Below are 18,556 nucleotides of genomic sequence, written 5' to 3' on the forward strand. Positions count from 1 at the left end.
ATCCTCGCGCGCGGGGGGCGCCGTGTGCCGGCGCCCGCGATGCGTCAGGCGCTGATGTTGCTGTCCGGCGGCTGGTCAGGGGCCGTGCCATGTGGTGTGGTGGGACAGAGGGGGTTCGCAGCCGATCACAGCGGTTGCGAACCCCCTCTGCTGCTGAGCGGGGCGCGGTTGGTCAGAGTTCGTAGTCGTAGACGCTGACGCGCCCCGGAGCGGAGATGCTGATGCCGTACTCGATCGCCACCTGGTCGCTGGTGCGCAGGATCGTCGCGCTCTCCTTGACGGCAGCTGGCAACGTGAGGTCGAGTGCCAGGGCGTCCGCTTCGGTGGCGAGCCTCACGTCTACCGCGTCCCGGCCCATCGTGGCGGTCTGGCCGGTGCACATCTCCAGGTAGCGCCAGGAGCCCTCAACGATCCTCTCGGCGACCAGCAGCAGCGGAGCGATCTCGGCCAAGGCACCGTCGTACCAGCTGATGCTGGAACTGAGCGCCTTGTGGTCCTTGGAGTAGGTCACGCGCAGTCGGCGGATGCACTGCGCTCCTTCGGCGACGCCGAGCACCTCGGCGACGTCGAGCGGGGCCGGCACCAGGACGGCGGAGACGATCCTCGCGTACTCGCCCGTGCTCCCGTAGATCTTGCCCGTCTTGCGGACCGCGTGCGCGCGGTCCATCCCGGAGCGGTGCAGGGGCTTGAGGTTGCCTCGGACACGGGCCGGTTGTCCAGGGCTGGTGTCGATCAGCCCCTCGGCGGCCAGCGCGGTGATGGAACGCTGGGCGGTCTGCCTGCTGACCTGCCACTCGGTGGCGAGATCGGTGGCGGACGGCAGGGTCTCGCCGGGGGCGAGTTCGCCGCTGTCGATCTGGCCGCGCAGGTGCGCGACCAGCTGCTGGTAGGGCGGCGTCGACCGCTCTACTTCGGGCATGAGGTGTCCTTCCTCTGCTTGTCAGGTCACGCAACGGTAGCTCAATAACTTGTCAGGCGGCTAGCTGGTTGGACATGTGACACGTACGTAGCGGGTGTCTTGACAGGTAGTCAGCTGATGGTGCACCGTGATCACACGGCGCCAGCGGCAACGGAGGGCGGCGAACACCTCTGTCCCTCCGGCCTGCCCCAGCTGCGCCTGTGCGGGTCCAGGGTTCCGAGCCTCACCCGCACCCACCTGACAAAGCAGCGACGGCCGGCCCCCAGCTCGAACCTGGAGACCGACCGCCTTGCACCAGTCCTGACAAGGAGGACCGGAGCAGTGAGCAGCATCCCACACAAGCCCCTCGCGCCCGCCGACGTCGAAAGGCTGACCCAGGCCGCCTCGGGCGCCGCCCGCCTGCTGGGTGCCCTGGTCGGCATCCCCGCGCGCGGTGCCGGCACCGCTGCTGCCCGCGACGGGGGTGCCCGATGACCAGCGAGCAGCCCCGCCGCCGCAGCCCCGTCCCCCCGATCACCTCGGGCGACGTTGCCCAGGCCGAGAAGCGCGTCGGCGCCCTCAACCGCGCTCTGCACGCGCTCGACCACGCCGACAACTTCGGCTACCCCAACGAATTCATGGACGCCGTCGAACAGGTCCTTCACGTCGCCCCCGAATCCGTGAAGGCCATCGAGCGCTACCAGGGCGCACCGAAGGGGCACCTGTGAGCCGGGGCCGGCCGCCGATGAAATTCGCGCCCGACACGAAGAAGAGCAGCATCAGGGGTGCGCTTTTCTCCCTCCTGATCATCGGCGGTAGCGTTCTTCTACTCCTGGCCCATCTCCCGCAAGGACAGCACCCGTGAAGCTGATCCGACGAAACGTCACCCGTCTCGCCGCGCCGCTGTGCTACATCGCCGTTCTCGCCGAGACGATGCGTCTTTCGCCCCACCTCGCGCACTTTCTGGAGGACCGTTTCGGCTACGGCACCGAGGCGTTCATCCTGCTGCCGCTGATCGTCGGAGCGGCCGGGCTGTTCGCGTTCAACCACCGCGGTTATCGCGCCGTGGGGGAAAAGCTTCCCAGCCGTCACATCGGCTACCGCACCGGACTCTTCGTCCTGACGGCGGCGGGATTCCAGGCCGCCTACCTCGATGCCACCGGCTCGTTCCCCCTGTCGCTCATCGGCATCGCCGAAGCGGGCGTCGTCGCGGGCGTTCTCGGATTCGCCGGCGGACTCGCCATCAAGAGCATGACGGAGGGGGCCCGATGAAGTTCGCCTGGCGCTCCCAGCAGGAGATCCCCGACACCGAGCCGGTGTACGTCCCCACCAAGGAGGACGCCGAGCGGGCGAAGGCCGCCAACCGGTTGATCGAGAAGAACGAGAAGTTCATGTTCTCCTCGCTCGTCACCATCGGCCTGGGCTCCCTCGCCGTCACCATGGCCTCCGTCTTCCACTTCGCGGTCGGCATCGGCATGGACCCCTGGGTCGCCTGGCTGCCCGACCTGCTGCTCAACGGCGCGCTGACCACCATGCTCATCGCGGACGGCAACATGAGCCGCGCGGGCGGCTACAAGGCCACCCGCTGGTCCCTCGCGCTGCGCTGGTACGCCGGCCTCGCCACCGCGATCCTCAACTCCTGGACGAGCTTCTTCCCGAGCAACAAGATCGAGTTCGGGCACATGGACCCCGGCGGCATCGTCCTGCACCTGTCGATCCCGGGCCTGCTGATCCTCATCGCCGAGGCGATCAGCCACCAGCGCAAGGTCAGCGCGCAGCGGATCGAGGCGAACAACCGCGTCATCCGTGGTTACGAAGCGTCACTGCGCGAGGCTCGCGCGGCGGCGGAGGAGGAGGCTCGCGAGGAGGAGCGGCGGGCCGCCGAGCACGACCGGTCGATGGAGGCCTCGCGGCTTCGGGTGCAGAGCGAGGAAGCGGAACGGGGGACTCGCGAGCGCATCGCGAGGGAGAACCGCGAGGCTCAGGAGCGCCGCGAGGCTGCGGCTCGCGAGGCTGCGGAGAAGAAGGCTCGCGAGGACCGCGAGGCTCAGGAACGTCTCGCGGCGATCAAGGCGGAGGCGGATCGCGAGGCTCGCGAGGCCGAGGAGCGCCAGGCTCGCGAGGCCCGGGACCACGAGGCCCGGATGGCTCGCGAGGCTCGCGAGGCCGAGGAGCGCCAGGCTCGCGAGGCCCGGGACGCGGAGGAGAGGAAGGCTCGCGAGGAGTCCGACCGCCAGGCTCGCGAGGCTCGCGAGGAAGCGGACCGCAAGGCTCGCCAGGCTGATGACGAGGCGAAGGTCGTGAAGGCCAAGGCCGAAGCCGAAGCGCTCAAGATCGGGGCAGAAGCGCAGGCCAAGGCCCTGCTGGAGCGCGAGGCGGCGGCTCGCGAGGCTGAGGAGCGCAAGGCTCGCGAGGCTCGCGAGGCCGAGGAGCGCCAGGCTCGCGAGGCCGAGCAGGCGAAGGCCCGCGAGGCTCGCGCCGCCCTCGCGCCGAAGCCTCGCCGACGTGAGGTCTCGCGAGGCTCGCAGCCCCGGCTGCCGGCCTCGCGCGAGGCCGGCGACGGCGCCCCGGCGAGCCTCGCGGCGAACCCCGCGAGGAAGGAGGGCGGTGACGGCGAGGAGGCTCGCGAGGGTGCGAAGTCCTCGCGCGAGGCCCTCGCGGCGAAGAAGGGCCCGGCGACGTACGAGGCCGCGAAGCTCATCGTCGCGGTGGATCTCGGCACCCTGGAGAAGCTGCCGACCGCGGCCGAGTTCGGCGCCCTGCACGGGGCCAGCGAGACCTGGGGCGGGGACTGCCTGCGCGACGCGAAGAAGAACATGCTCGACCCGACGTACCGCCGCGCGGTCGAGGACGACTACCTCGAAGGCGCTACTCAGAGTGACGAAGTGAAGGTTGCGCGATGAGCGATCCTCGCGCCGCACGGCACCACAACCTGACGGAGGGGAAGGCCATGAACGAGCCCGAGACGATCCCGTGGACGGTCCGCGCGCGCCGCACGCGCCTGGAGGCCGTGGAGCGCCTGGACGAGGCCGAGGCCGCGCGCGAGGCGGGCGATCTGAACACCGTCCTGGCGCTGAGCGTCCTGGCGGTGGGGAAGCTGCTGAGCGCGGACCAGATGGACGACTTCGGGTACGAGGAGGACCGCTCCTGCCCGAACTGCCTGGGGACCGCGGTGCTGGTCTTCGAGTGCGAGGACCTGCTCTGCGCGGTGGAGACCGGCGCCCCGGCCGGCGTCGTCCACGTCCACCGGCGGCCGTGCGAGAACCCCGTCCACGAGCCCGTGTCGGCGTAGGTCCCCGGTCGTCGCCAGCCGCCCGCCTTGCGGGTGCCTGGGGGCGGCCGAGGACCGGCGCAGGCCGGCGTGTGAGGAGGGGATCGGTGGCCGCGAAGTGGCCGCGCCGGGTGATGTCCCGGCAGCGCAGGGACGAGCTGTGGTCGGCCAGGCGCCGGGAGGCCGTCACCGTGGAGGACGAGGTGACGGTGGCCTGGAACCAGCTGCGGGCGGTCCTCAAGGACGTGCCGGCCGGGCAGGTGGACCAGGATCTGCGGCAGCTCGTCGTGCAGATCGACAGTCTGCGGCTGCGGGTGCAGACTCGCCCGTTCTGACACATCGTCGCAGGTCAGCGGCTTGCAGTCTGCGGAGTCCGCAGTCTGCGCGGGGGGTGCCGATCTTTCCCGGATGGGGGCCCATCCGCGCGTGTGCACAGGCGCGCGCGCTCGCGCGCGCGCGATTTTATCAGAGAAGACGATCTTTCGAGGGGAGATTCGCGCAATGTCGGAGAGTATCGGGTATGCACCCGGACACGTGTACGCCATCGGCTCGCCGGGCACCGCGCTGGCCACGGTCGGCTGGACTGCCTACCCGGCCGCGGCCCTGGACCGCTTGCAGGACGAGTCGCCGGTGCCGCTGCGCCTGGCGGCGCTCTTCGACGGCGACCTCGACGACGCCGGGCGCCTGGCCGCCGGCCTCGGCGTGCTGCGGGCCTACGGGGCCTGGTTCGACTTCACGGGCCTGGACGTGGCCGGGACGTGCGCCCGGGTGCTCGGCGTCCCGGCGGCCTCCGGGCACCACGTCGACGGGTTCTCGGTGGCCGGGGCGCGCATCGGCCTCGTCCCGAGGATCGTGCGGGAGCTGGCCGCGCGGCCGGCGGGGATGACGGTCGATGAGATCGGCACGTTGATCCGTGGTTTCTCCCGCGCGAACACCACCCATTTCCTGGGCGGTTTACGGTCCGCTTTCATTGCGGACGGCGACGGATTCGAATCCGGTGACGTATGGGTTTTCACCGGAGTCTGCGACAAGGAGGGGAAGTAGCGTCATGGGGAATTCATCGATCATCACGCCACTGGTCGGCGGAATTTCGTTCGTCCTATCGGTGCTGACGATCAAGTATTTCGCGCCATGGCTGGCGAGCCTGCAAAAGGTGTCGCTGCCGAAGTTCGTCACCTCGCTGGTCGTCCGCGTCGGAATCGCATTCGTCGTGGTCGGCGGCATGGGAATGCTGGGAACGCCGATCGCCGGATGGCTGCGCAGCCTTTCCAGCTGGGCCTCGCAGACCACGACAGGATGGATCGGCCTGAGCGTCGTCATCATCTACGCGACGTATTCTGTCGGCCATTTCCTGATGAGCATGCTGAACGGGAACCTCACGAAACAGACTCTTTACGAGGCCGGTTTCGCCCCGTTTCTCGTGACGCTCATCCCCGGGCCGGTCGGAATGTTCCTGGTGAATCTCGCCGACACTTTCGGTGCGAGTTTCGGCCAGTGGGTCCAGTCCGGTTTCACCAACTGATCCACCCGGCGTGAGGAAAGGGAACCGGAATGCTTGAAGTAGCGGTCGGCCTGGCCTGGCTGTGGGGAAAAGCCGAAGGAAAGCACGCGGTGGACTACATCGCGTACACGGTGAAGGCGAAGAAGGAAGATCTCGCCGCCAAGATCGGGCGCGGCCCGCAGCCGGACCCGGACCCGCAGGAGCCGGACGTCGCCGAGGACGTCAACCAGCTCGGCTGGTGGAGGCGCACCGGCGAGCGCATCATCATCGGCCTGGAGTGGCTGGAGGTGTGGGAACGCAGCACGGAGGCCGACGCCGACGCCGGCGAGCCGCCGCCCGAAGGCCGTCTCGGTACTCCGGTGACGCCCCCGGCCACGCTCGTCCCCGAAGGCGCCCCTCCCACCGACGCCCGCACCCGCGCCCCGGTCGTCCTCACCGCCGCCGAACGGGCGGCCGACGAGGCCCGCGACCGCCTCGGCGGCCTCGACCCGGGCCCCGAGCCCTACGACCCGCGCGCCGACCGCAAGAAGCCGTCGTCCACGCCTCCCCCCGACAGCCTCCTCCCCACCACCCCGCCGCGCCCCACCACCACCCGGGGCGGCACGCACCTCGTCTTGATCGAAGGAAGTGGATCCGTGAGCACCCCCGCGAACAACCTGATGCCGGACGGCGCCCCCGGCATGCGCGCCACCTACGAGCAGCTGATCGGATCGCTGGCCGCCACCGTGTCGGCCTGCATGGCGAACGTCATCGACGCCGTCAACGACGTGGAGCGCTTCAACGTCGTCGCGGGCTACCACCAGACCAACGCGGCGTCGGTCGCCTCGCAGAAAGTCCACCAGGAGACCGTCAACGACCTCCTGGTGATGGCCGCGGCGCTGACCCGCTGCGCCCAGGCCCGCATGACCGTCGCCACCGCCGACCAGCAGGCCATGGCCATCGCCCAGATCGCCCTGACGAACCTCCAGAACCGCTACGAGACCTGGTACCAGCAGTCCCGGGCCAACCAGATGCCCGACCCCTCCTTCTTCGGCCAGTGACCGGCCCCGGCCGGGCCCCCGGGGCCCGGCCGCCGCACGGCCCGCATCCCTCTCCCCCCGCGTGACCCGAGACAGGCGGAACCCGGTGAACAACTCCCTCATCCCCCAGCGCCCCCAGCGCCACGACCCCATCCAGGCGATCCTCGCCGGGAACGTCCCCACCGCCGAACAGCGCGCAAGCGCCCGCGCCGAGGACACCCGGCGCTGGTGGCAGAAGGCCCCCGGACCTCTCAAGCTCGTCACCTACCCCGGCGCCGCCCTCTGGTACGGCGCCCGCTACGGCATCGAGCAGTGGCGCGTGTGCATGCCCGGCTACGTCACGGCCGGCCTCATCGCGTGCGGCTGCGCCGCCCAGGACTACCCCGTCGCCGCGGTCGCGGCGATGGCGGCCGGCACCGTCGAGATCGGGCTGCGGCTGCGGCCCCTGCGCGAGCCACCCGAAGACGCGCACCCGTTCAAGCGCCTCGCCTACCGGGCCGGGCGCCGCACCCGGGCCACGGTGCGCGGGCGCGTGTACGCGGTGACGGTGTGGGCCGCGAGCGGGGCATGGCTGGCCGGCGCCGCGACGGTGGGTCCCTCCAGCGCGGCGATGCCCTGGGCGTTCGGCATCGGCGCCATAGTCCTCGGCGTGCCGTGGGTGACCGTCCACGCCAGGACCGAACGGCCCGTGAAGAACGACACCGAGGACCAGGACGCCGAGCAGCCCGGCGTCGAGCTGGTGAAGGCCGGCGGCGCGAGCGTGACCGAGCGCCCCGAAGGCATGGGCGATCAGCACTGGATCTGGGAGAGCAAGGTCAGCCAGCGGATCCTGCCCGGCTCCCAGCTCCACGACCTCCACATCGGAGACGGCTTCTGGCGCGGCGTCGTCGCCCTGGAGGCCGGCGTCCACACCCTCGACCACCTTCGGGCGAGCGTGCCGCTGATCGCCTCCGCCTACGACGTTCCCGGCTCCGCCATCACCGTCGACCCCACCGAGAGCGGATCCGAACGCCTCGGGCGCATCGCGGTCTACCACACCAACCCCCTCCAGCAGATCTCCTACTGGGAAGGCCCCCACCTGCTCAACCCGGCCACCGGCTGCGCACCGATCGGCCCCTACCCGGACGGCCAGCTCGGCCAGTACATGTTCTGGAAGCCCGGCAGCGGCCCCGTCCACGACTCGATCGCCGGCACCACCGACTCCGGCAAGTCCGCGTTCCTGTCGCTGCTGCTCGCCTACGAACGCCACTCGCCCTACTTCGTGTCCTGGGTCGGCGACCCACAGGAAGGCCAGTCCCTCCCGGAGTGGCAGGACGAGGTCGACTGGTACGGGCGCAACCCGCGCGAGGTGGTGTGGCAGCTGCGCGACGCCAAGCGGTTCATGCTCTCGCGCAACCGGCGCCTGGCGGTGCTGGAGTGGCGCGACGCGAAGGGGCGCCTGCGCAAGGGCGTCTCCAACTTCGATCCGGCGCGCCTGGGCATGCCGATCCTGTCCATGACCGTCGACGAGGCCGGCAAGGTCCTCAAGAACGGCACCGAAGCCGGAGTCCTCGCCGAGGAGTTCGCGTCGATGGCCCGCAAGGCCGGCGGACGGCTGCGCCTGGCCGACCAGTCCCCCATGATCGACAGCTACGGGGGGTCCGGGCTCCTCAAGGAGATGCTGAACTCCGGCAACAACATCGTCTTCCGCACCGGCCGTGCGGTGACCGGGCAGCTCGCGTTCGAAGGGATGCTGAGCGTCAAGCCGCACCTGCTGCCGAAGCTGTGGCCGGACGGCTCGACCACCGCCGGCCTCGCCTACGCCGACCTTCCCACCGGACGCCGCACGGCGATGCTGCGGACCTTCTTCGACCCGGACCCCTACCACTGGGCGACGACCGGCCAGTTGCAGGAACTGCAGGCCACGGACACCACCGAGCTGTCGGAGCGCTACCACACGCGGCGCGAGCGCGGCATCGCGGAGGACAAGGGCCGCGTACAGATCCCCGTGCAGGGCCGCGCGCCGCTGCCGCAGGCCCCGGCCGCCCCCGAAACCCAGGACGTGACCGGCAGCGGGGACTTCGACATCGAGGCGCTGTGGGAGCAGGCCCGCAAGGACGCGGCGGCGTTGCAGCCGGGCGCGCAGACCCGCGGAACGGCGCGGGCGGAGATCCTGTCGCTGATGCTGTCGGACCCGATGCGGGTGTGGACGAACGCGGAGGTGATCGACCGCACCGGGATCCAGGCGAAGACCGTCAGCTCGGCGCTGACGCGGCTCGTGGAGCACGGGTCGGTCGACAAGCGCGGCACCGGCCGCTGGCAGGTGACGGCCAAGGCCCGCAAGGACGCGGCCGACGTCGTGGCCAAGGCCTCCGGCGCGGTGGCCTGACCCGGCACGCCGAAAGCCATGTGGCCCGCACCCGGAACGGGGATGCGGGCCACACGCGTTGCGGCGCAGCAGGCGCGCCTGCGCGCAGACGATCCCGCGTCGGTGCGGGCCGGCGCTGCCCCTCGGTGGTGATCGAGGAGGTTGACGCGGGGCGATTCCCGCGGCTGCGGGTACGGGCCGTGGACGGGCGTCGTGCTGTCTACGGTGTAGAGGCGATGCCCGCGCGTGCGGGGCCGATGCGTCCCGTGCTGGGGCTGTCGGCGACAGCCTAGGGGCGATGCCCGCGCTGCGGGCTCCTTGGAGTGCGGCGGCTTCCACGAGCCGTTGTGCCTCGGACAGATCCCGCGCGTGCGGGAGCGCTCGCGCCGTTTCGGGGTGCAGAGGATCTCCAGGGGAAGATCCCCGCGCCTGCGGGGCGTCCCGACCAGGATCTGCGGCTCGGGTGGCGGCTGGTGAGCCCGATTCCCGCGTCCCGTACGGGCCTTGCGGGTGGGGTTGCCGGAGGGAAAGGGAGCCAGACCGATAGGGTGAGATCCCGCGCGGTGCGGGCATCGGGTGCGAATCTGAGGGCGAGGCCGTCCCCGGACGGGCGATTCCCGCGCTGCGGGCGGCGGTTCTCATCGAGGAGGAAGCCGCACTCGGGAAGGAGTGGATCCCCGCGCCTGCGGAGCCGGTAGCTCGTCGCACTGGCTGAGACGCGCCCGGTCGATCCGATTCCCGCTCTGCGGGCCCCACAGATCATGGCACCTCCCGCGTGAGGTGGTCCACCAACTCCCCTATCTGGTTTCGGATCTGATGGCAACCCCCGTACCATGTGCCCGTTGTGACCGGGCGTGCACGGTGCTGTACTGGTGCGCGAGGACAGGGAGTTGGGGGGCCGGATGAATCACGCCACGAACCCGCGGCTGGCCGCGCTGAACAGCGAACGCGAACGGCTCCTGCGCTCGCTGGTGCTGGCGCCCGCCGGATCCACCAGCCACGACCTCATGCTCAAGAAGGTCAACAAGCTCTCCGTCGAGATCGACACCCTCGAGTCCTCCACGCCCCGGACACGCCCCTCGTGGCCGCTGCGCCGCTGGGGGACCGTGCTGGTGGTGGTGGCGGCGGTTCTGCAGTTCGCGGTTCCGACGACACGGGGAACGCTGATGGCGGCTGGCCTGTTCGGTCTGGTCGGGGTGTGCCTGGTGCTGTACCGGCCGTCGAAGGACTGAAAGCACCTGGTGCTCGAAGCGATGAGGCCGTGTCCGAGTGGGTCGGGCACGGCCTCATCGCTGTCACGCTCCGGTGGGCCAGCTCCACAGCGATGGCATCCTCCAAGTCCTCGGAGGGTGCCTTTCGGCCACCGGGGTTCCCTGCTGAAACGCATCGCCAGTGAAGCGCATGACGGGCCCGACGTTCCAGCCGGAAATACGTGCTCGGCCGATGATCACCCTGATGGGTGAAGGGATTGGCGATCACGGATCTGATGGTGCTTCACTCGGGCCAGCCGAACCGCTGCGGACAGCCCTACCCCCCCAGGGCCCTCATCCCGCGTTTCGGTGCCCCCCAAGTCGGGGGCCGGCCGCGAGGCCCGACGATCCCCGCCAGCGCCGCGGGGGCCAGGGCCGTTTCAACCTCGCCGTCGGCCCCCGCACCCATTTCCGGACCCTGCCGCCGCGACGCGCTGCGGCACGGCGCCGGGTCTGTCCCGCGCCGCTGCTTGGCTGGTCGTCATGGGAACAGCTCTGGCTCACGTGAAGAGGACAACGGCCACGACCATCGGCTCCATGGTCGTCATCGGCGCATCCTGTCTCGGCGGTGTCGCCGTGGCCGTCCCCACGGCCGGCCACGCTGTCGCGGGGACCGTGTCCTCGGAGACGACGCCCAGCCCGAGTGACGACTGCACGCAGACGCTCCCTCCGTCTCCCGTGCCCTCGCCGTCGTCCTCGATGCCGGGAACCCTCCCTCCGAGCGGCACTCCCTCGCCGGCGCCCTCCACCCCTGGCGGTGAAGGCGCGCCGTCCCCCACCCCGCCGGGCACGGTCGAGACCCCGAGGCCGACCGCGCCCGGCGGCACCACCCCGGCCGGTCCCGGCTCCGGCCCGTCGACCGCCCCGGGCGCCGGAGGCCACCACCACGCGCACACCGTCCAGCCGTCCCCGGCCGAGGAGCAGCAGGACGAACTCGCCGCCACCGGCACCCGCGAGATCGTGGTCCTGGCCCTGCTGTCGGCCGCGCTGGTGCTGGCCGGCATCGTGATGGTGCGGCAGCGCCGCGGACACCGGCACTGAGCGGGCGCAACGACGAAAGCGGTGAGGGGTCGGGACCAGCTGGTCCCAACCCCTCACCGCTTCCCCCGGTCCAGCCACTCCGGCCGCCAGGACGTCAGACTGGCCCGTCCTCGCCCGAACGGCCACGCGGAAGGCCTCGCCCCGACGCTGTTTTCTGAGCGTGGTCTACCACGTGCCCGCTGCCGTCCGGGCCCCGCTGGGAGGGGCTGAACGTGCTCTCCGGACGGCGCTCACGTCAACGAGCTGTGCTGCCGTCCGGTTGCGGCCGGCGTCAGGCGGCGTTGACGCAGGTGTTGCCGAACGCCGGGTTCAGGACGCCGATACCGGTGACCGAATTGCCGCAGATGTTGATCGGGACCTCGACGGGCACCTGGACCAGGTTGCCCGACACGACCCCCGGGTTGTGCACGTTCTGGGCCTCCGCGCCGGCGTGCGCGAACGCCGGCGCAGCCGCGACCACGACACCAACAGCAGCCAGAGCGCCGATGAAGGACTTACGCATGGGTGATCTCCTAGATCGGTGGGATCCGAATCGTCCAGAACTCTGCTGTGGTACCAACACCAACGCCGGATACTGCTCCGGGGTAGTGACCGCCGGGCCCGAACGGGTGACCCGATCCCAGCGGTCGCCGAAGCGCTCGGCTACTGGTGAGTGCATGACCCACACCCGTACGCGACTCGTCGCCGCCGTCCTGACCGTCCTCGCGGCCTTCACCGCCGCGCCGGCCTGCGCCACGGTCACCAGGACGCCCCCTCCCACGCCGGCCGTCGCCACCCCGGCCGCCGCCACCCCGGCCGCCGCCGCGACACCGTCCGCCGCCCCTTCCGAAGAGTCCGGCCCCACCGGCGCCCGCACACGCCTGGCCGCGCTCACGGTCGCCGCCCCGCACCCGATGACCGGATTCAGCCGCGACCTGTTCCCGCACTGGGCGACCGTCAGCGGGCGCTGCGACGCCCGCGAGATCGTCCTGATCCGCGACGGCCGCGACGTGGTGACCGACGACCAGTGCCGCGTGGTGGCCGGAGTCTGGGAAAGCCCGTACGACAGCAAGCTCACGGCCTCCTCCGAGCAGATCGACATCGACCACCTCGTGAGCCTGGGATCCGCCTGGCGAGCCGGTGCCGATCTGTGGCCGGAAGCAACCCGGCGCGAGTTCGCCAACGACCTCCGGCACCACCAGCTGATCGCGGTCAGCGCGTCCTCGAACCGCGCCAAGCGCGACTCCGGACCAGAGAAGTGGCAACCCGTGGAAGCCTTCCGCTGCCGCTACGCCATCTACTGGATCGACGTGAAGTTCGACTACGGCCTGAGCACCACGCCGGAGGAGAAGAACGCCCTCACGGGCATGCTCGCAAGCTGCCCTCAGCGCCGCTAGAACGGTGACGGACCTGCTCGCCAGGCACTACGCTGGCCATCCGATGTGATACACAACGGGCTCTCCCGCGAACGACATTGCAGGTCACGAAGTACCGCTCCCGCACGCGCGGGAATCCCTCCTCACGCGAGTAGGACAACGGCGAGCCCGGGGCGACCGCTCCCGCACGTGCGGGAATCCCTCCGAGGAGTACGACCCTGAGCGTGATGAGGTCGTACCGCTCTCTCCCGCACGCGCGGGAATCCCTCCATTGGCCTTCGCCGCACGGATCAGCTCGCCGAACTGCTCCCGCACGCGCGGGATCCATCCGCCATGATTCGGACGCAGCGAAAGCGCATCGGACCGTTCCCGCACGCGCGGGATCCCCCCGGCAGTGATTTGGTGCTGGCCTGGCTCGCATCACCGCCCCCGCACGCGCGGGCATCTATCGCTGTACGGGTACGAGCGCGTACTGCTCCCCGGAGGTCCCGCACGCGCGGGATCTGCCACTCAGTCCGGACACGTTCGCCGCGATCGACGGGCCGCTCCCGCAGCGCGGGGATCTGTCTCTCACCAAGGAGTTCGACACCGCCAACGGCGTATCGTTCCCGCAGGGTCGGGATCTACCTCAACGTTCTTGAGGGTGGGAGGTAACCTTCCGCTGCTCCCGCAGGCGCGGGAATCGGCCCGCCAAGGTCACTTATGACCTCGGGATGCGAGGCACCGTTCCCGCAGGCGCGGGATCTCGCCAGCCGAAGCTGCTGGGACGCGGTTCAGGAACTGTGTGCTCCGCAGGTGCGGAGATTCTTCTCGGGATGGGTACGAGTGCGCGGACTCGCGGCCGTTGTTCCCGCGGGTGCGGGATCGGCTCGTGAACAGGCCACGGACCAGGATTGCCGCAGGACACCCCCGCAGGCGCGGGGATCGTCGACTTGTTCCGCGGGTACGGCAGCGGGCCCGGTGCGCCACGAGGAGTTCGTGGGGCGCCGGGCCCGCGTCGTTGTGCTGCTGGCGTTCAGGGTGTCGTGGCGAGGACGGTCTCCATCTGGACGGCGTCGCCGAACAGCGCGGCCAGGGTCTCGATGGTGATGTCGGGGCTCTGGATCGGCAGGATCGGGGTGACGCGCGGTGCCGGCATCGGCGCGACGCCGGGGACCGGGCGCGGCGGTGCGACTTCGACGATGCGTCCGACGATGGCCGCGGCAAGGAGGGCACGGGAGCGCCGAGCGTACTTGGAGGAGGCGAAGCCGCGGCAGATCGCGCCCTCACCGGTTGTCTGGAACCCGGGCGAGTAGGTTTCGTGACAAACGATATGAGTGGAGTTTCGGGCGGCGTCTTCCGCAAAGGACTTGAGGCGCCCGGGGGCCAGCTTCAAGGCGCTGTCTTTGCGGTAGATGCAGGTGGTGCACTTGTCGGGGCCGATCACGCGCACGGCGCCGGTACGGGGGTCGCAGACCGGTGTCGTCTCCCAAGGAACGTCGTCGTCGTCGACGTCGTCGTCGTACGGGTTGGTCGAGAACCTGTGGTCGTCCATGTCGTTGTCCTTGTGCCTCGGGCCGGCCGGGGCGGTGTTCGGAGAGGCGCCCCGGCCGGCCAGGGATACGGGGTTACTTCACGAGGCCCATGAGGAAGCGGAAGGCGCGTTCGCGGCTTTCGAAGACGGCGGTGGTGTGGTGCCCCTCGTCGAAGACCTCGCCGTTGGGGCGCACGAACCGCTGCGGCTGCAAGTCGGCTTCGGCCGCCGCTTCGTAGGTGAGACCGATGAACGTCTGGACGGCTTCGATCAGTTCGGCGTACTGCTCAGAGGTGTCCGTCTCGGTGGCGTCGGCGAGCCAACCTTCGTCAGTGAGGTAGGCGGAGGCGACGGCCATCTGCTGGAAGGCCTCGCGGGCCGTGGTGGTCTTCGGGTCGACCGGCAGGGTCGGGGTGTCGGGGGCGTCAGGCATCGCGGAGTTCCCATCGGGTGTCGTCGGAGTCGATTTCGGTGCGGCACCACTCGCGGTGGCCGTCTTCGGTGGGACGTTTGTGCCAGGCGGTGATGACCACGGTGCCGTCGCCGCCGCGCGGCACGTGGACGGCGGTGACGCGGTCGCAGTCGCGGCAGTTCGCGACGAGGCGGTGGGTGCGCGCCCACTCGGCGTGAGCGGCGGCGGTAGCGGCCATGTCGGCGCGGTGTCGGGCGCGGTTGGCCTCCAGCAGCTCCGGCGTCAGGTCGGGACCAGTTGGTCCCGATGTCTGGGTGCTCATGACGCCCTGCGGCCGGCGCGGTGGGCGCCGTGCCGCTGCGCGTAAGCGTGCTGGGTGCGGGCCTGGAGGTAGGCGATCCACAGCTCGGTGTCGGTGCGCGCGAGCAGCACGTCGTGCCAGGCGGTGGCCTGGCGCGCGCTCCACCGAGCGGTGACGCATTCGTCGCGGTGAGCGGTGAGGTAGGAAGCGGCCTGGTCGCGCTGGGCTTCGGTGAGGTCGCGGTGGGGGTTGTGCCGGTCGAGGTCGTCCAGGAGCCGCGGGTCGGGGACCAGCGGGTAGGCCGCCGCCAGGTCGGCGTGGTCCATGCGCAGCACGGTGCCGAAGGGGTTGGTGCCGCTCGGCGGGATGGTGAGGGCCGTGGTGGTAAGGACGTGGAAGACGATGCCGCAGGGGCCGGTTTCGGAGGCCGTGATGATGCCGGTGGCGCCGGGGACGTCGAGGGCCCACGGGAGTTGGTCGCGCCGGTAGACGCGGGTGCCGGCCGGGTAGTCGAGGGCGGTGTTGGCGGTCACGGCTGCTCGTCCTCGTCCTGGTGCTGCTCGGTGTCGAGCTCGTCGTCGACGCGCAGGGCGATGGTGTTGGCGAGGGAGGCGGACAGGCGCAGGAGGCGTGCGAGTTCGGTGGCGGCGGCGGTCGCGGCCTTGAGGGCGTGTCCGATCTCGGTGGCGGCCTGGGCGGCCCCGACGTCGCTGGTGGTGAAGGCGGCGGGGTCCTTGGCGATGACGCCGACGCGGTGGGAGGTCTGGTGCAGGGCCTGCGGGAGCCGGGCGGCGAGGGACTCCAGGGCGAGGAGGCTGTCGCCGATCGAGGAGGGGTAGGGCAGCGCGGTGGCGGGGCTGTTGAGGGTGAGGTGGTTGTACTCACGGATCGCTTCGGCGGCGTCCTGGGCGTAGTCGGCGGCGTGGCGCTGGTTCTTCGGCACGGGGGTGTCCTCGGTGGTGGTCGGGGTCGGACGGGCTGTGTGGCCGCCGAGCGGATCGCACCACCGGACCGTATCGGCCTGGTGGTGCGGTCCGCAGGGCGATCACGCGGGCTACTCGTCCTCGGGGTGTTCGCTGTCGAAGGCGATGGCGTTCTTGGTGGCCTGCTCGGCAAGCTGGGTGAGGGTGTCGTGGCGGGCGGCGGTGTGGTTCAGGGCCTGCTGGAGGTCCTTGGTGAAGGCGTCGTCGCGCAGGCCGCGGGCTTCGGTGAGGTCCTGCTCGCGGCGTGCGAGCTGGGCGTTGACGGTGTCGGCGCGGGCGGTGAGCTGCTGGCCGAGGGCGGTGAGCCAGTCGCGGCGTGCGGCGATGTCGTGGGGTTCGGGGTCGCTGCCGAGGTGGGGGGTGTGGGCGCGGGCGTCGTCGAAGGTGGCGGCCGGATCGGGGGTCATGGCGGCGATGGCGCCGATGAAGCGGGCGGCGAGGGCGGTGAGGTCGCCGGCGTCGCGGCTGCGGGTGGCGAGGTAGTCGGTGAAGACCTTGACGATGGTGGTGTCGAGGGTGAAGGACTCGCGTTCGGCGGTGATGCGGCGGTGGTGGTTGAGCTGCTGGACGAGGAGGCGGATCGCGCCGGGGAGTGCGTGGGCGGGGACCTCGCGGTACTCGGCGAGCATGGGGCGCGTGAAGCTGGCGGCGAACAGGCGCAGGGCGATGCCCTTGTTGTCCGCGGCGGTGGTGATGGAGTAGCCGTCGGAGGTCGGGGTGCTGGGGGTGTCGAGGGTGTGATGTGCCGGCCGGGCGGCCGATCCGAGGTCGGCGATGTACTCCTCGTGGGCGGTGGAGACGGCGCGGACGAGGGCCAGGTCGCTGGGGGTGAAGAAGCCCTCGTGGGCCGCGATGCGGGCGAACAGGCCGAAGTAGAGGGTGCGCAGGGTGGTGCTGAGTTCGGGGGTGGTGACGCCGTTGACGTTCTCGAAGATGGAGATGGTCTGCGTCTCGGTGAGGTGCAGGCTCCAGGTCTCCTCGGAGTCGTTCCAGGAGGCGATGAGCAGGCGTCCGTGGATGGTCTGGCAGAACGCGGTTTCGGCGCCGTAGTTGTTGCGGTGCCCGGTGAGGGCTTCGGCCGCGGCGTTGGCGAAGCGGGCGGCGGTGTCGGGGTACGCGGCGTGCATCGTGGTCCTTGTCTCGGGGCGGTCGGGGCGCCGGCCGGGTGGCCGGCGCCGTGGTGGCGGTCAGCTGTGCTGGGGCACCGGGGTGGTGATGTGGCGGCGCACGAGGTCGAAGCGGTGGAAGCTTGCGTGGCCGGTGTCCGCGGTGTGGGCGCGGTGCCACAGGTGGACCTGGTCGTCGGGTTCGTCGGGGATGGTGACGGGGCTCATGGCGTCGCAGACGAGGCAGCGGTAGCCGGTGCTGTTGCTGTCGAGGAGGTTGGGGACGTCGGTGAACAGCTCGGTGAGCTGGCGCACGGTCACGGCCTCGGGGGCCAGGACGTAGGTGATGTTCGGGTCCAGCACAGCCATTCCTCTCATGATGAGTAAATGCTATCGCGCGGGGTGTTGGGGTGTCACTGCTACCAGCGAATCCGCCGCGGCCACGCCTTCCTCGCCAGCGAGGGGTCCAGGCGCCACCGGTGCGGCAGCTCCAGGTCGAACGGGTGCCGGACCCGCACGGCGGCCTCGCAGGCCGAGAGCAGCGTCGCGTTGAACAGCTCCCAGATCAGCACCGCCGTCGCGTCCTCCCGTGCCCGCCCGCGCGGCACCGGATCCTCGGTGATCGAGCAGGAGTACTCCTCACGCCAGGCGATCCACTCCTCGGCCGGGCAGTCGAAGTGCCACACGGTGCGCAGCTTCCCGATGCGTCCGGCGAGCGACCAGTCCTCGCTCAGGCGCCAGCCGTCGCCGTTCTCGCTGGTCAGGTAGCCGGGGCAGCCGTCCGTGCTGAGGATCGTGATGCACGATGGCTGGTCGGACAGGTAGTGGCTGACCTCGCGCAGCGGGTCGTCGGCGGCCAGGCCGGTCTCCTCGATCCACCGGTCGAGGTCGACGCGCCACGCGAGGTCGAGGCGGATGTTCACGCGGGGGTCAGCGGGAGGATGTCGAACTTGTCCATGAAGTCCGCGCTCTCCCAGTCGTCGGCGGACCAGGCGAGGACGGTGTCCCACTGGCCGTGGCGGCGTGCCGGCGGCGAGGGGTTGATCGCGAGGATCTGCCAGGGGCCCATGTCGTTGCCGGCAGCGGGGCCGGCGCCTTCGTCGATGCCGATCTGCTCGATGACGCGCTGGACGGTGTCGGCGCTGTGGGCGCAGACCACGAACTGGCGGATGTCGGTGGTGTGGTAGAGGCCGCCGTGGTCGGTGGCGTGGGCGTCGGTGCCGTTGTCGACGATGACGGTCCACAGGCCCGCGCCCTTGAGGGTGGTGGTGCGGGGGTGGACGGGCTCCAGACTGGAGAGGGTGCACCAGTGCAGGCGGTGGCCGCGGCGCGCGGCGGCGATGAGGGCGGAGGTCTCGTCCGGGTAGGTGCCGGCCGGGGTGCCGCTGGTGGTGGCGGGGTGGGAGCAGTTGGCGTGGATGGTGGTGCGGTGGCGTTCGGTCTCGTTGTCGGTGTAGTGGGTGGTGACGTGGCGCAGGTTGATCATGGGTTTCCTCGATGGCTATTCGAGCCGCTCAATGTTGAGTAAAACCTATAGCATTGATCTGCGGGGGCGCTCC

The 18,556-nt window shown here is 70.7% G+C and carries 24 protein-coding genes; 13 read left to right on the top strand and 11 right to left on the bottom strand.

Annotation, left to right across the window (positions count from 1 at the left end; translation table 11 throughout):
• Nucleotides 1-172 precede the first annotated feature (172 nt).
• On the bottom strand, nucleotides 173-919 hold the full coding sequence (locus ACFC1T_RS08725) for a GntR family transcriptional regulator (protein ID WP_375885354.1): 747 nt from the start codon (nucleotides 917-919) through the stop codon (nucleotides 173-175).
• 321 nt (nucleotides 920-1,240) lie between these two features.
• Here ACFC1T_RS08725 and ACFC1T_RS08730 point away from each other — a divergent pair, with 321 nt between their 5' ends.
• From ACFC1T_RS08730 to ACFC1T_RS08785, 12 genes are all read left to right on the top strand, one after another.
• Nucleotides 1,241-1,393, top strand: coding sequence for a hypothetical protein (locus ACFC1T_RS08730; RefSeq protein WP_375885357.1), 153 nt, complete (start codon nucleotides 1,241-1,243; stop codon nucleotides 1,391-1,393).
• Nucleotides 1,390-1,626: a hypothetical protein gene (locus ACFC1T_RS08735; RefSeq protein ID WP_375885359.1), complete on the top strand. Its 237-nt coding sequence runs from the start codon at nucleotides 1,390-1,392 to the stop codon at nucleotides 1,624-1,626. Before ACFC1T_RS08730 ends, ACFC1T_RS08735 begins: the two co-directional genes overlap by 4 nt.
• 133 nt (nucleotides 1,627-1,759) lie before the next feature.
• Nucleotides 1,760-2,170: a hypothetical protein gene (locus ACFC1T_RS08740; protein ID WP_375885360.1), complete on the top strand. Its 411-nt coding sequence runs from the start codon at nucleotides 1,760-1,762 to the stop codon at nucleotides 2,168-2,170.
• Nucleotides 2,167-3,801 carry a hypothetical protein gene (locus ACFC1T_RS08745; RefSeq protein ID WP_375885363.1) on the top strand — a complete coding sequence of 545 codons (1,635 nt, stop codon included), beginning with the start codon at nucleotides 2,167-2,169 and terminating at the stop codon, nucleotides 3,799-3,801. Before ACFC1T_RS08740 ends, ACFC1T_RS08745 begins: the two co-directional genes overlap by 4 nt.
• Entirely contained in the window at nucleotides 3,798-4,190 is a 393-nt protein-coding gene (locus ACFC1T_RS08750) for a hypothetical protein (RefSeq protein WP_375885366.1), read from the top strand. Before ACFC1T_RS08745 ends, ACFC1T_RS08750 begins: the two co-directional genes overlap by 4 nt.
• An 86-nt stretch (nucleotides 4,191-4,276) precedes the next feature.
• Entirely contained in the window at nucleotides 4,277-4,504 is a 228-nt protein-coding gene (locus ACFC1T_RS08755; RefSeq protein ID WP_375885368.1) for a hypothetical protein, read from the top strand.
• Between the two features lie 199 nt (nucleotides 4,505-4,703).
• Complete coding sequence (locus ACFC1T_RS08760; protein WP_375885370.1) at nucleotides 4,704-5,213, top strand: hypothetical protein; 510 nt, start codon at nucleotides 4,704-4,706, stop codon at nucleotides 5,211-5,213.
• Between the two features lie 4 nt (nucleotides 5,214-5,217).
• Nucleotides 5,218-5,691 carry a hypothetical protein gene (locus tag ACFC1T_RS08765; protein ID WP_375885373.1) on the top strand — a complete coding sequence of 158 codons (474 nt, stop codon included), beginning with the start codon at nucleotides 5,218-5,220 and terminating at the stop codon, nucleotides 5,689-5,691.
• A 29-nt stretch (nucleotides 5,692-5,720) separates the two neighbouring features.
• Nucleotides 5,721-6,710, top strand: a complete 990-nt coding sequence (locus ACFC1T_RS08770) for a hypothetical protein (protein ID WP_375885376.1) — start codon at nucleotides 5,721-5,723, stop codon at nucleotides 6,708-6,710.
• Between the two features lie 85 nt (nucleotides 6,711-6,795).
• Nucleotides 6,796-9,057, top strand: a complete 2,262-nt coding sequence (locus ACFC1T_RS08775; protein WP_375885379.1) for a winged helix-turn-helix domain-containing protein — start codon at nucleotides 6,796-6,798, stop codon at nucleotides 9,055-9,057.
• 881 nt (nucleotides 9,058-9,938) lie between these two features.
• Nucleotides 9,939-10,268: a hypothetical protein gene (locus tag ACFC1T_RS08780; protein ID WP_375885382.1), complete on the top strand. Its 330-nt coding sequence runs from the start codon at nucleotides 9,939-9,941 to the stop codon at nucleotides 10,266-10,268.
• Nucleotides 10,269-10,985: 717 nt separating this feature from the next.
• Nucleotides 10,986-11,327 (top strand): hypothetical protein, encoded by a 342-nt coding sequence (locus tag ACFC1T_RS08785; protein ID WP_375885384.1) that lies wholly within the window; start codon nucleotides 10,986-10,988, stop codon nucleotides 11,325-11,327.
• Nucleotides 11,328-11,598: 271 nt separating this feature from the next.
• Here the strand turns inward: ACFC1T_RS08785 and ACFC1T_RS08790 are convergent, their stop codons facing one another.
• Complete coding sequence (locus tag ACFC1T_RS08790) at nucleotides 11,599-11,829, bottom strand: chaplin (RefSeq protein WP_375885386.1); 231 nt, start codon at nucleotides 11,827-11,829, stop codon at nucleotides 11,599-11,601.
• Between the two features lie 154 nt (nucleotides 11,830-11,983).
• On the opposite strand from ACFC1T_RS08790, the gene ACFC1T_RS08795 reads away from it, so the two are divergent.
• A complete protein-coding gene (locus tag ACFC1T_RS08795; RefSeq protein WP_375885389.1) occupies nucleotides 11,984-12,703 on the top strand; it encodes a DUF1524 domain-containing protein in 720 nt (239 codons plus the stop codon).
• Between the two features lie 994 nt (nucleotides 12,704-13,697).
• Here ACFC1T_RS08795 and ACFC1T_RS08800 read toward each other — a convergent pair.
• The 9 genes from ACFC1T_RS08800 to ACFC1T_RS08840 all read right to left on the bottom strand — a co-directional run bounded on the left by ACFC1T_RS08800 (nucleotide 13,698) and on the right by ACFC1T_RS08840 (nucleotide 18,483).
• Nucleotides 13,698-14,216 carry a hypothetical protein gene (locus ACFC1T_RS08800; RefSeq protein WP_375885390.1) on the bottom strand — a complete coding sequence of 173 codons (519 nt, stop codon included), beginning with the start codon at nucleotides 14,214-14,216 and terminating at the stop codon, nucleotides 13,698-13,700.
• A gap of 73 nt (nucleotides 14,217-14,289) precedes the next feature.
• Nucleotides 14,290-14,628 (bottom strand): hypothetical protein, encoded by a 339-nt coding sequence (locus ACFC1T_RS08805; protein ID WP_375885393.1) that lies wholly within the window; start codon nucleotides 14,626-14,628, stop codon nucleotides 14,290-14,292.
• Nucleotides 14,621-14,929, bottom strand: a complete 309-nt coding sequence (locus ACFC1T_RS08810; RefSeq protein WP_375885394.1) for a hypothetical protein — start codon at nucleotides 14,927-14,929, stop codon at nucleotides 14,621-14,623. The genes ACFC1T_RS08805 and ACFC1T_RS08810 overlap by 8 nt, the downstream gene beginning before the upstream one ends.
• Nucleotides 14,926-15,441: a hypothetical protein gene (locus tag ACFC1T_RS08815; protein WP_375885396.1), complete on the bottom strand. Its 516-nt coding sequence runs from the start codon at nucleotides 15,439-15,441 to the stop codon at nucleotides 14,926-14,928. The genes ACFC1T_RS08810 and ACFC1T_RS08815 overlap by 4 nt, the downstream gene beginning before the upstream one ends.
• A complete protein-coding gene (locus ACFC1T_RS08820; protein WP_375885399.1) occupies nucleotides 15,438-15,851 on the bottom strand; it encodes a hypothetical protein in 414 nt (137 codons plus the stop codon). Before ACFC1T_RS08820 ends, ACFC1T_RS08815 begins: the two co-directional genes overlap by 4 nt.
• A 111-nt stretch (nucleotides 15,852-15,962) precedes the next feature.
• A complete protein-coding gene (locus ACFC1T_RS08825) occupies nucleotides 15,963-17,018 on the bottom strand; it encodes a hypothetical protein (RefSeq protein WP_375885401.1) in 1,056 nt (351 codons plus the stop codon).
• Nucleotides 17,019-17,078: 60 nt separating this feature from the next.
• Entirely contained in the window at nucleotides 17,079-17,366 is a 288-nt protein-coding gene (locus ACFC1T_RS08830) for a hypothetical protein (RefSeq protein ID WP_375885403.1), read from the bottom strand.
• A gap of 50 nt (nucleotides 17,367-17,416) precedes the next feature.
• Nucleotides 17,417-17,920, bottom strand: a complete 504-nt coding sequence (locus ACFC1T_RS08835) for a hypothetical protein (RefSeq protein WP_375885404.1) — start codon at nucleotides 17,918-17,920, stop codon at nucleotides 17,417-17,419.
• Nucleotides 17,917-18,483 carry a hypothetical protein gene (locus tag ACFC1T_RS08840; protein ID WP_375885407.1) on the bottom strand — a complete coding sequence of 189 codons (567 nt, stop codon included), beginning with the start codon at nucleotides 18,481-18,483 and terminating at the stop codon, nucleotides 17,917-17,919. Before ACFC1T_RS08840 ends, ACFC1T_RS08835 begins: the two co-directional genes overlap by 4 nt.
• Between the last annotated feature and the right edge of the window lie 73 nt (nucleotides 18,484-18,556).

This window comes from Kitasatospora sp. NPDC056076 (assembly GCF_042266305.1).
In the GTDB taxonomy this organism is placed as follows: domain Bacteria; phylum Actinomycetota; class Actinomycetes; order Streptomycetales; family Streptomycetaceae; genus Kitasatospora.

Coding starts and splice junctions, on each gene's coding strand:
- ACFC1T_RS08725 (WP_375885354.1), bottom strand. CDS start 919: ATGCCCGAAGTAGAGCGGTCGACGCCGCCCTACCAGCAGCTGGTCGCG.
- ACFC1T_RS08735 (WP_375885359.1), top strand. CDS start 1,390: ATGACCAGCGAGCAGCCCCGCCGCCGCAGCCCCGTCCCCCCGATCACC.
- ACFC1T_RS08745 (WP_375885363.1), top strand. CDS start 2,167: ATGAAGTTCGCCTGGCGCTCCCAGCAGGAGATCCCCGACACCGAGCCG.
- ACFC1T_RS08750 (WP_375885366.1), top strand. CDS start 3,798: ATGAGCGATCCTCGCGCCGCACGGCACCACAACCTGACGGAGGGGAAG.
- ACFC1T_RS08765 (WP_375885373.1), top strand. CDS start 5,218: ATGGGGAATTCATCGATCATCACGCCACTGGTCGGCGGAATTTCGTTC.
- ACFC1T_RS08770 (WP_375885376.1), top strand. CDS start 5,721: ATGCTTGAAGTAGCGGTCGGCCTGGCCTGGCTGTGGGGAAAAGCCGAA.
- ACFC1T_RS08780 (WP_375885382.1), top strand. CDS start 9,939: ATGAATCACGCCACGAACCCGCGGCTGGCCGCGCTGAACAGCGAACGC.
- ACFC1T_RS08785 (WP_375885384.1), top strand. CDS start 10,986: ATGCCGGGAACCCTCCCTCCGAGCGGCACTCCCTCGCCGGCGCCCTCC.
- ACFC1T_RS08790 (WP_375885386.1), bottom strand. CDS start 11,829: ATGCGTAAGTCCTTCATCGGCGCTCTGGCTGCTGTTGGTGTCGTGGTC.
- ACFC1T_RS08795 (WP_375885389.1), top strand. CDS start 11,984: ATGACCCACACCCGTACGCGACTCGTCGCCGCCGTCCTGACCGTCCTC.
- ACFC1T_RS08800 (WP_375885390.1), bottom strand. CDS start 14,216: ATGGACGACCACAGGTTCTCGACCAACCCGTACGACGACGACGTCGAC.
- ACFC1T_RS08805 (WP_375885393.1), bottom strand. CDS start 14,628: ATGCCTGACGCCCCCGACACCCCGACCCTGCCGGTCGACCCGAAGACC.
- ACFC1T_RS08810 (WP_375885394.1), bottom strand. CDS start 14,929: ATGAGCACCCAGACATCGGGACCAACTGGTCCCGACCTGACGCCGGAG.
- ACFC1T_RS08825 (WP_375885401.1), bottom strand. CDS start 17,018: ATGCACGCCGCGTACCCCGACACCGCCGCCCGCTTCGCCAACGCCGCG.
- ACFC1T_RS08830 (WP_375885403.1), bottom strand. CDS start 17,366: ATGGCTGTGCTGGACCCGAACATCACCTACGTCCTGGCCCCCGAGGCC.
- ACFC1T_RS08840 (WP_375885407.1), bottom strand. CDS start 18,483: ATGATCAACCTGCGCCACGTCACCACCCACTACACCGACAACGAGACC.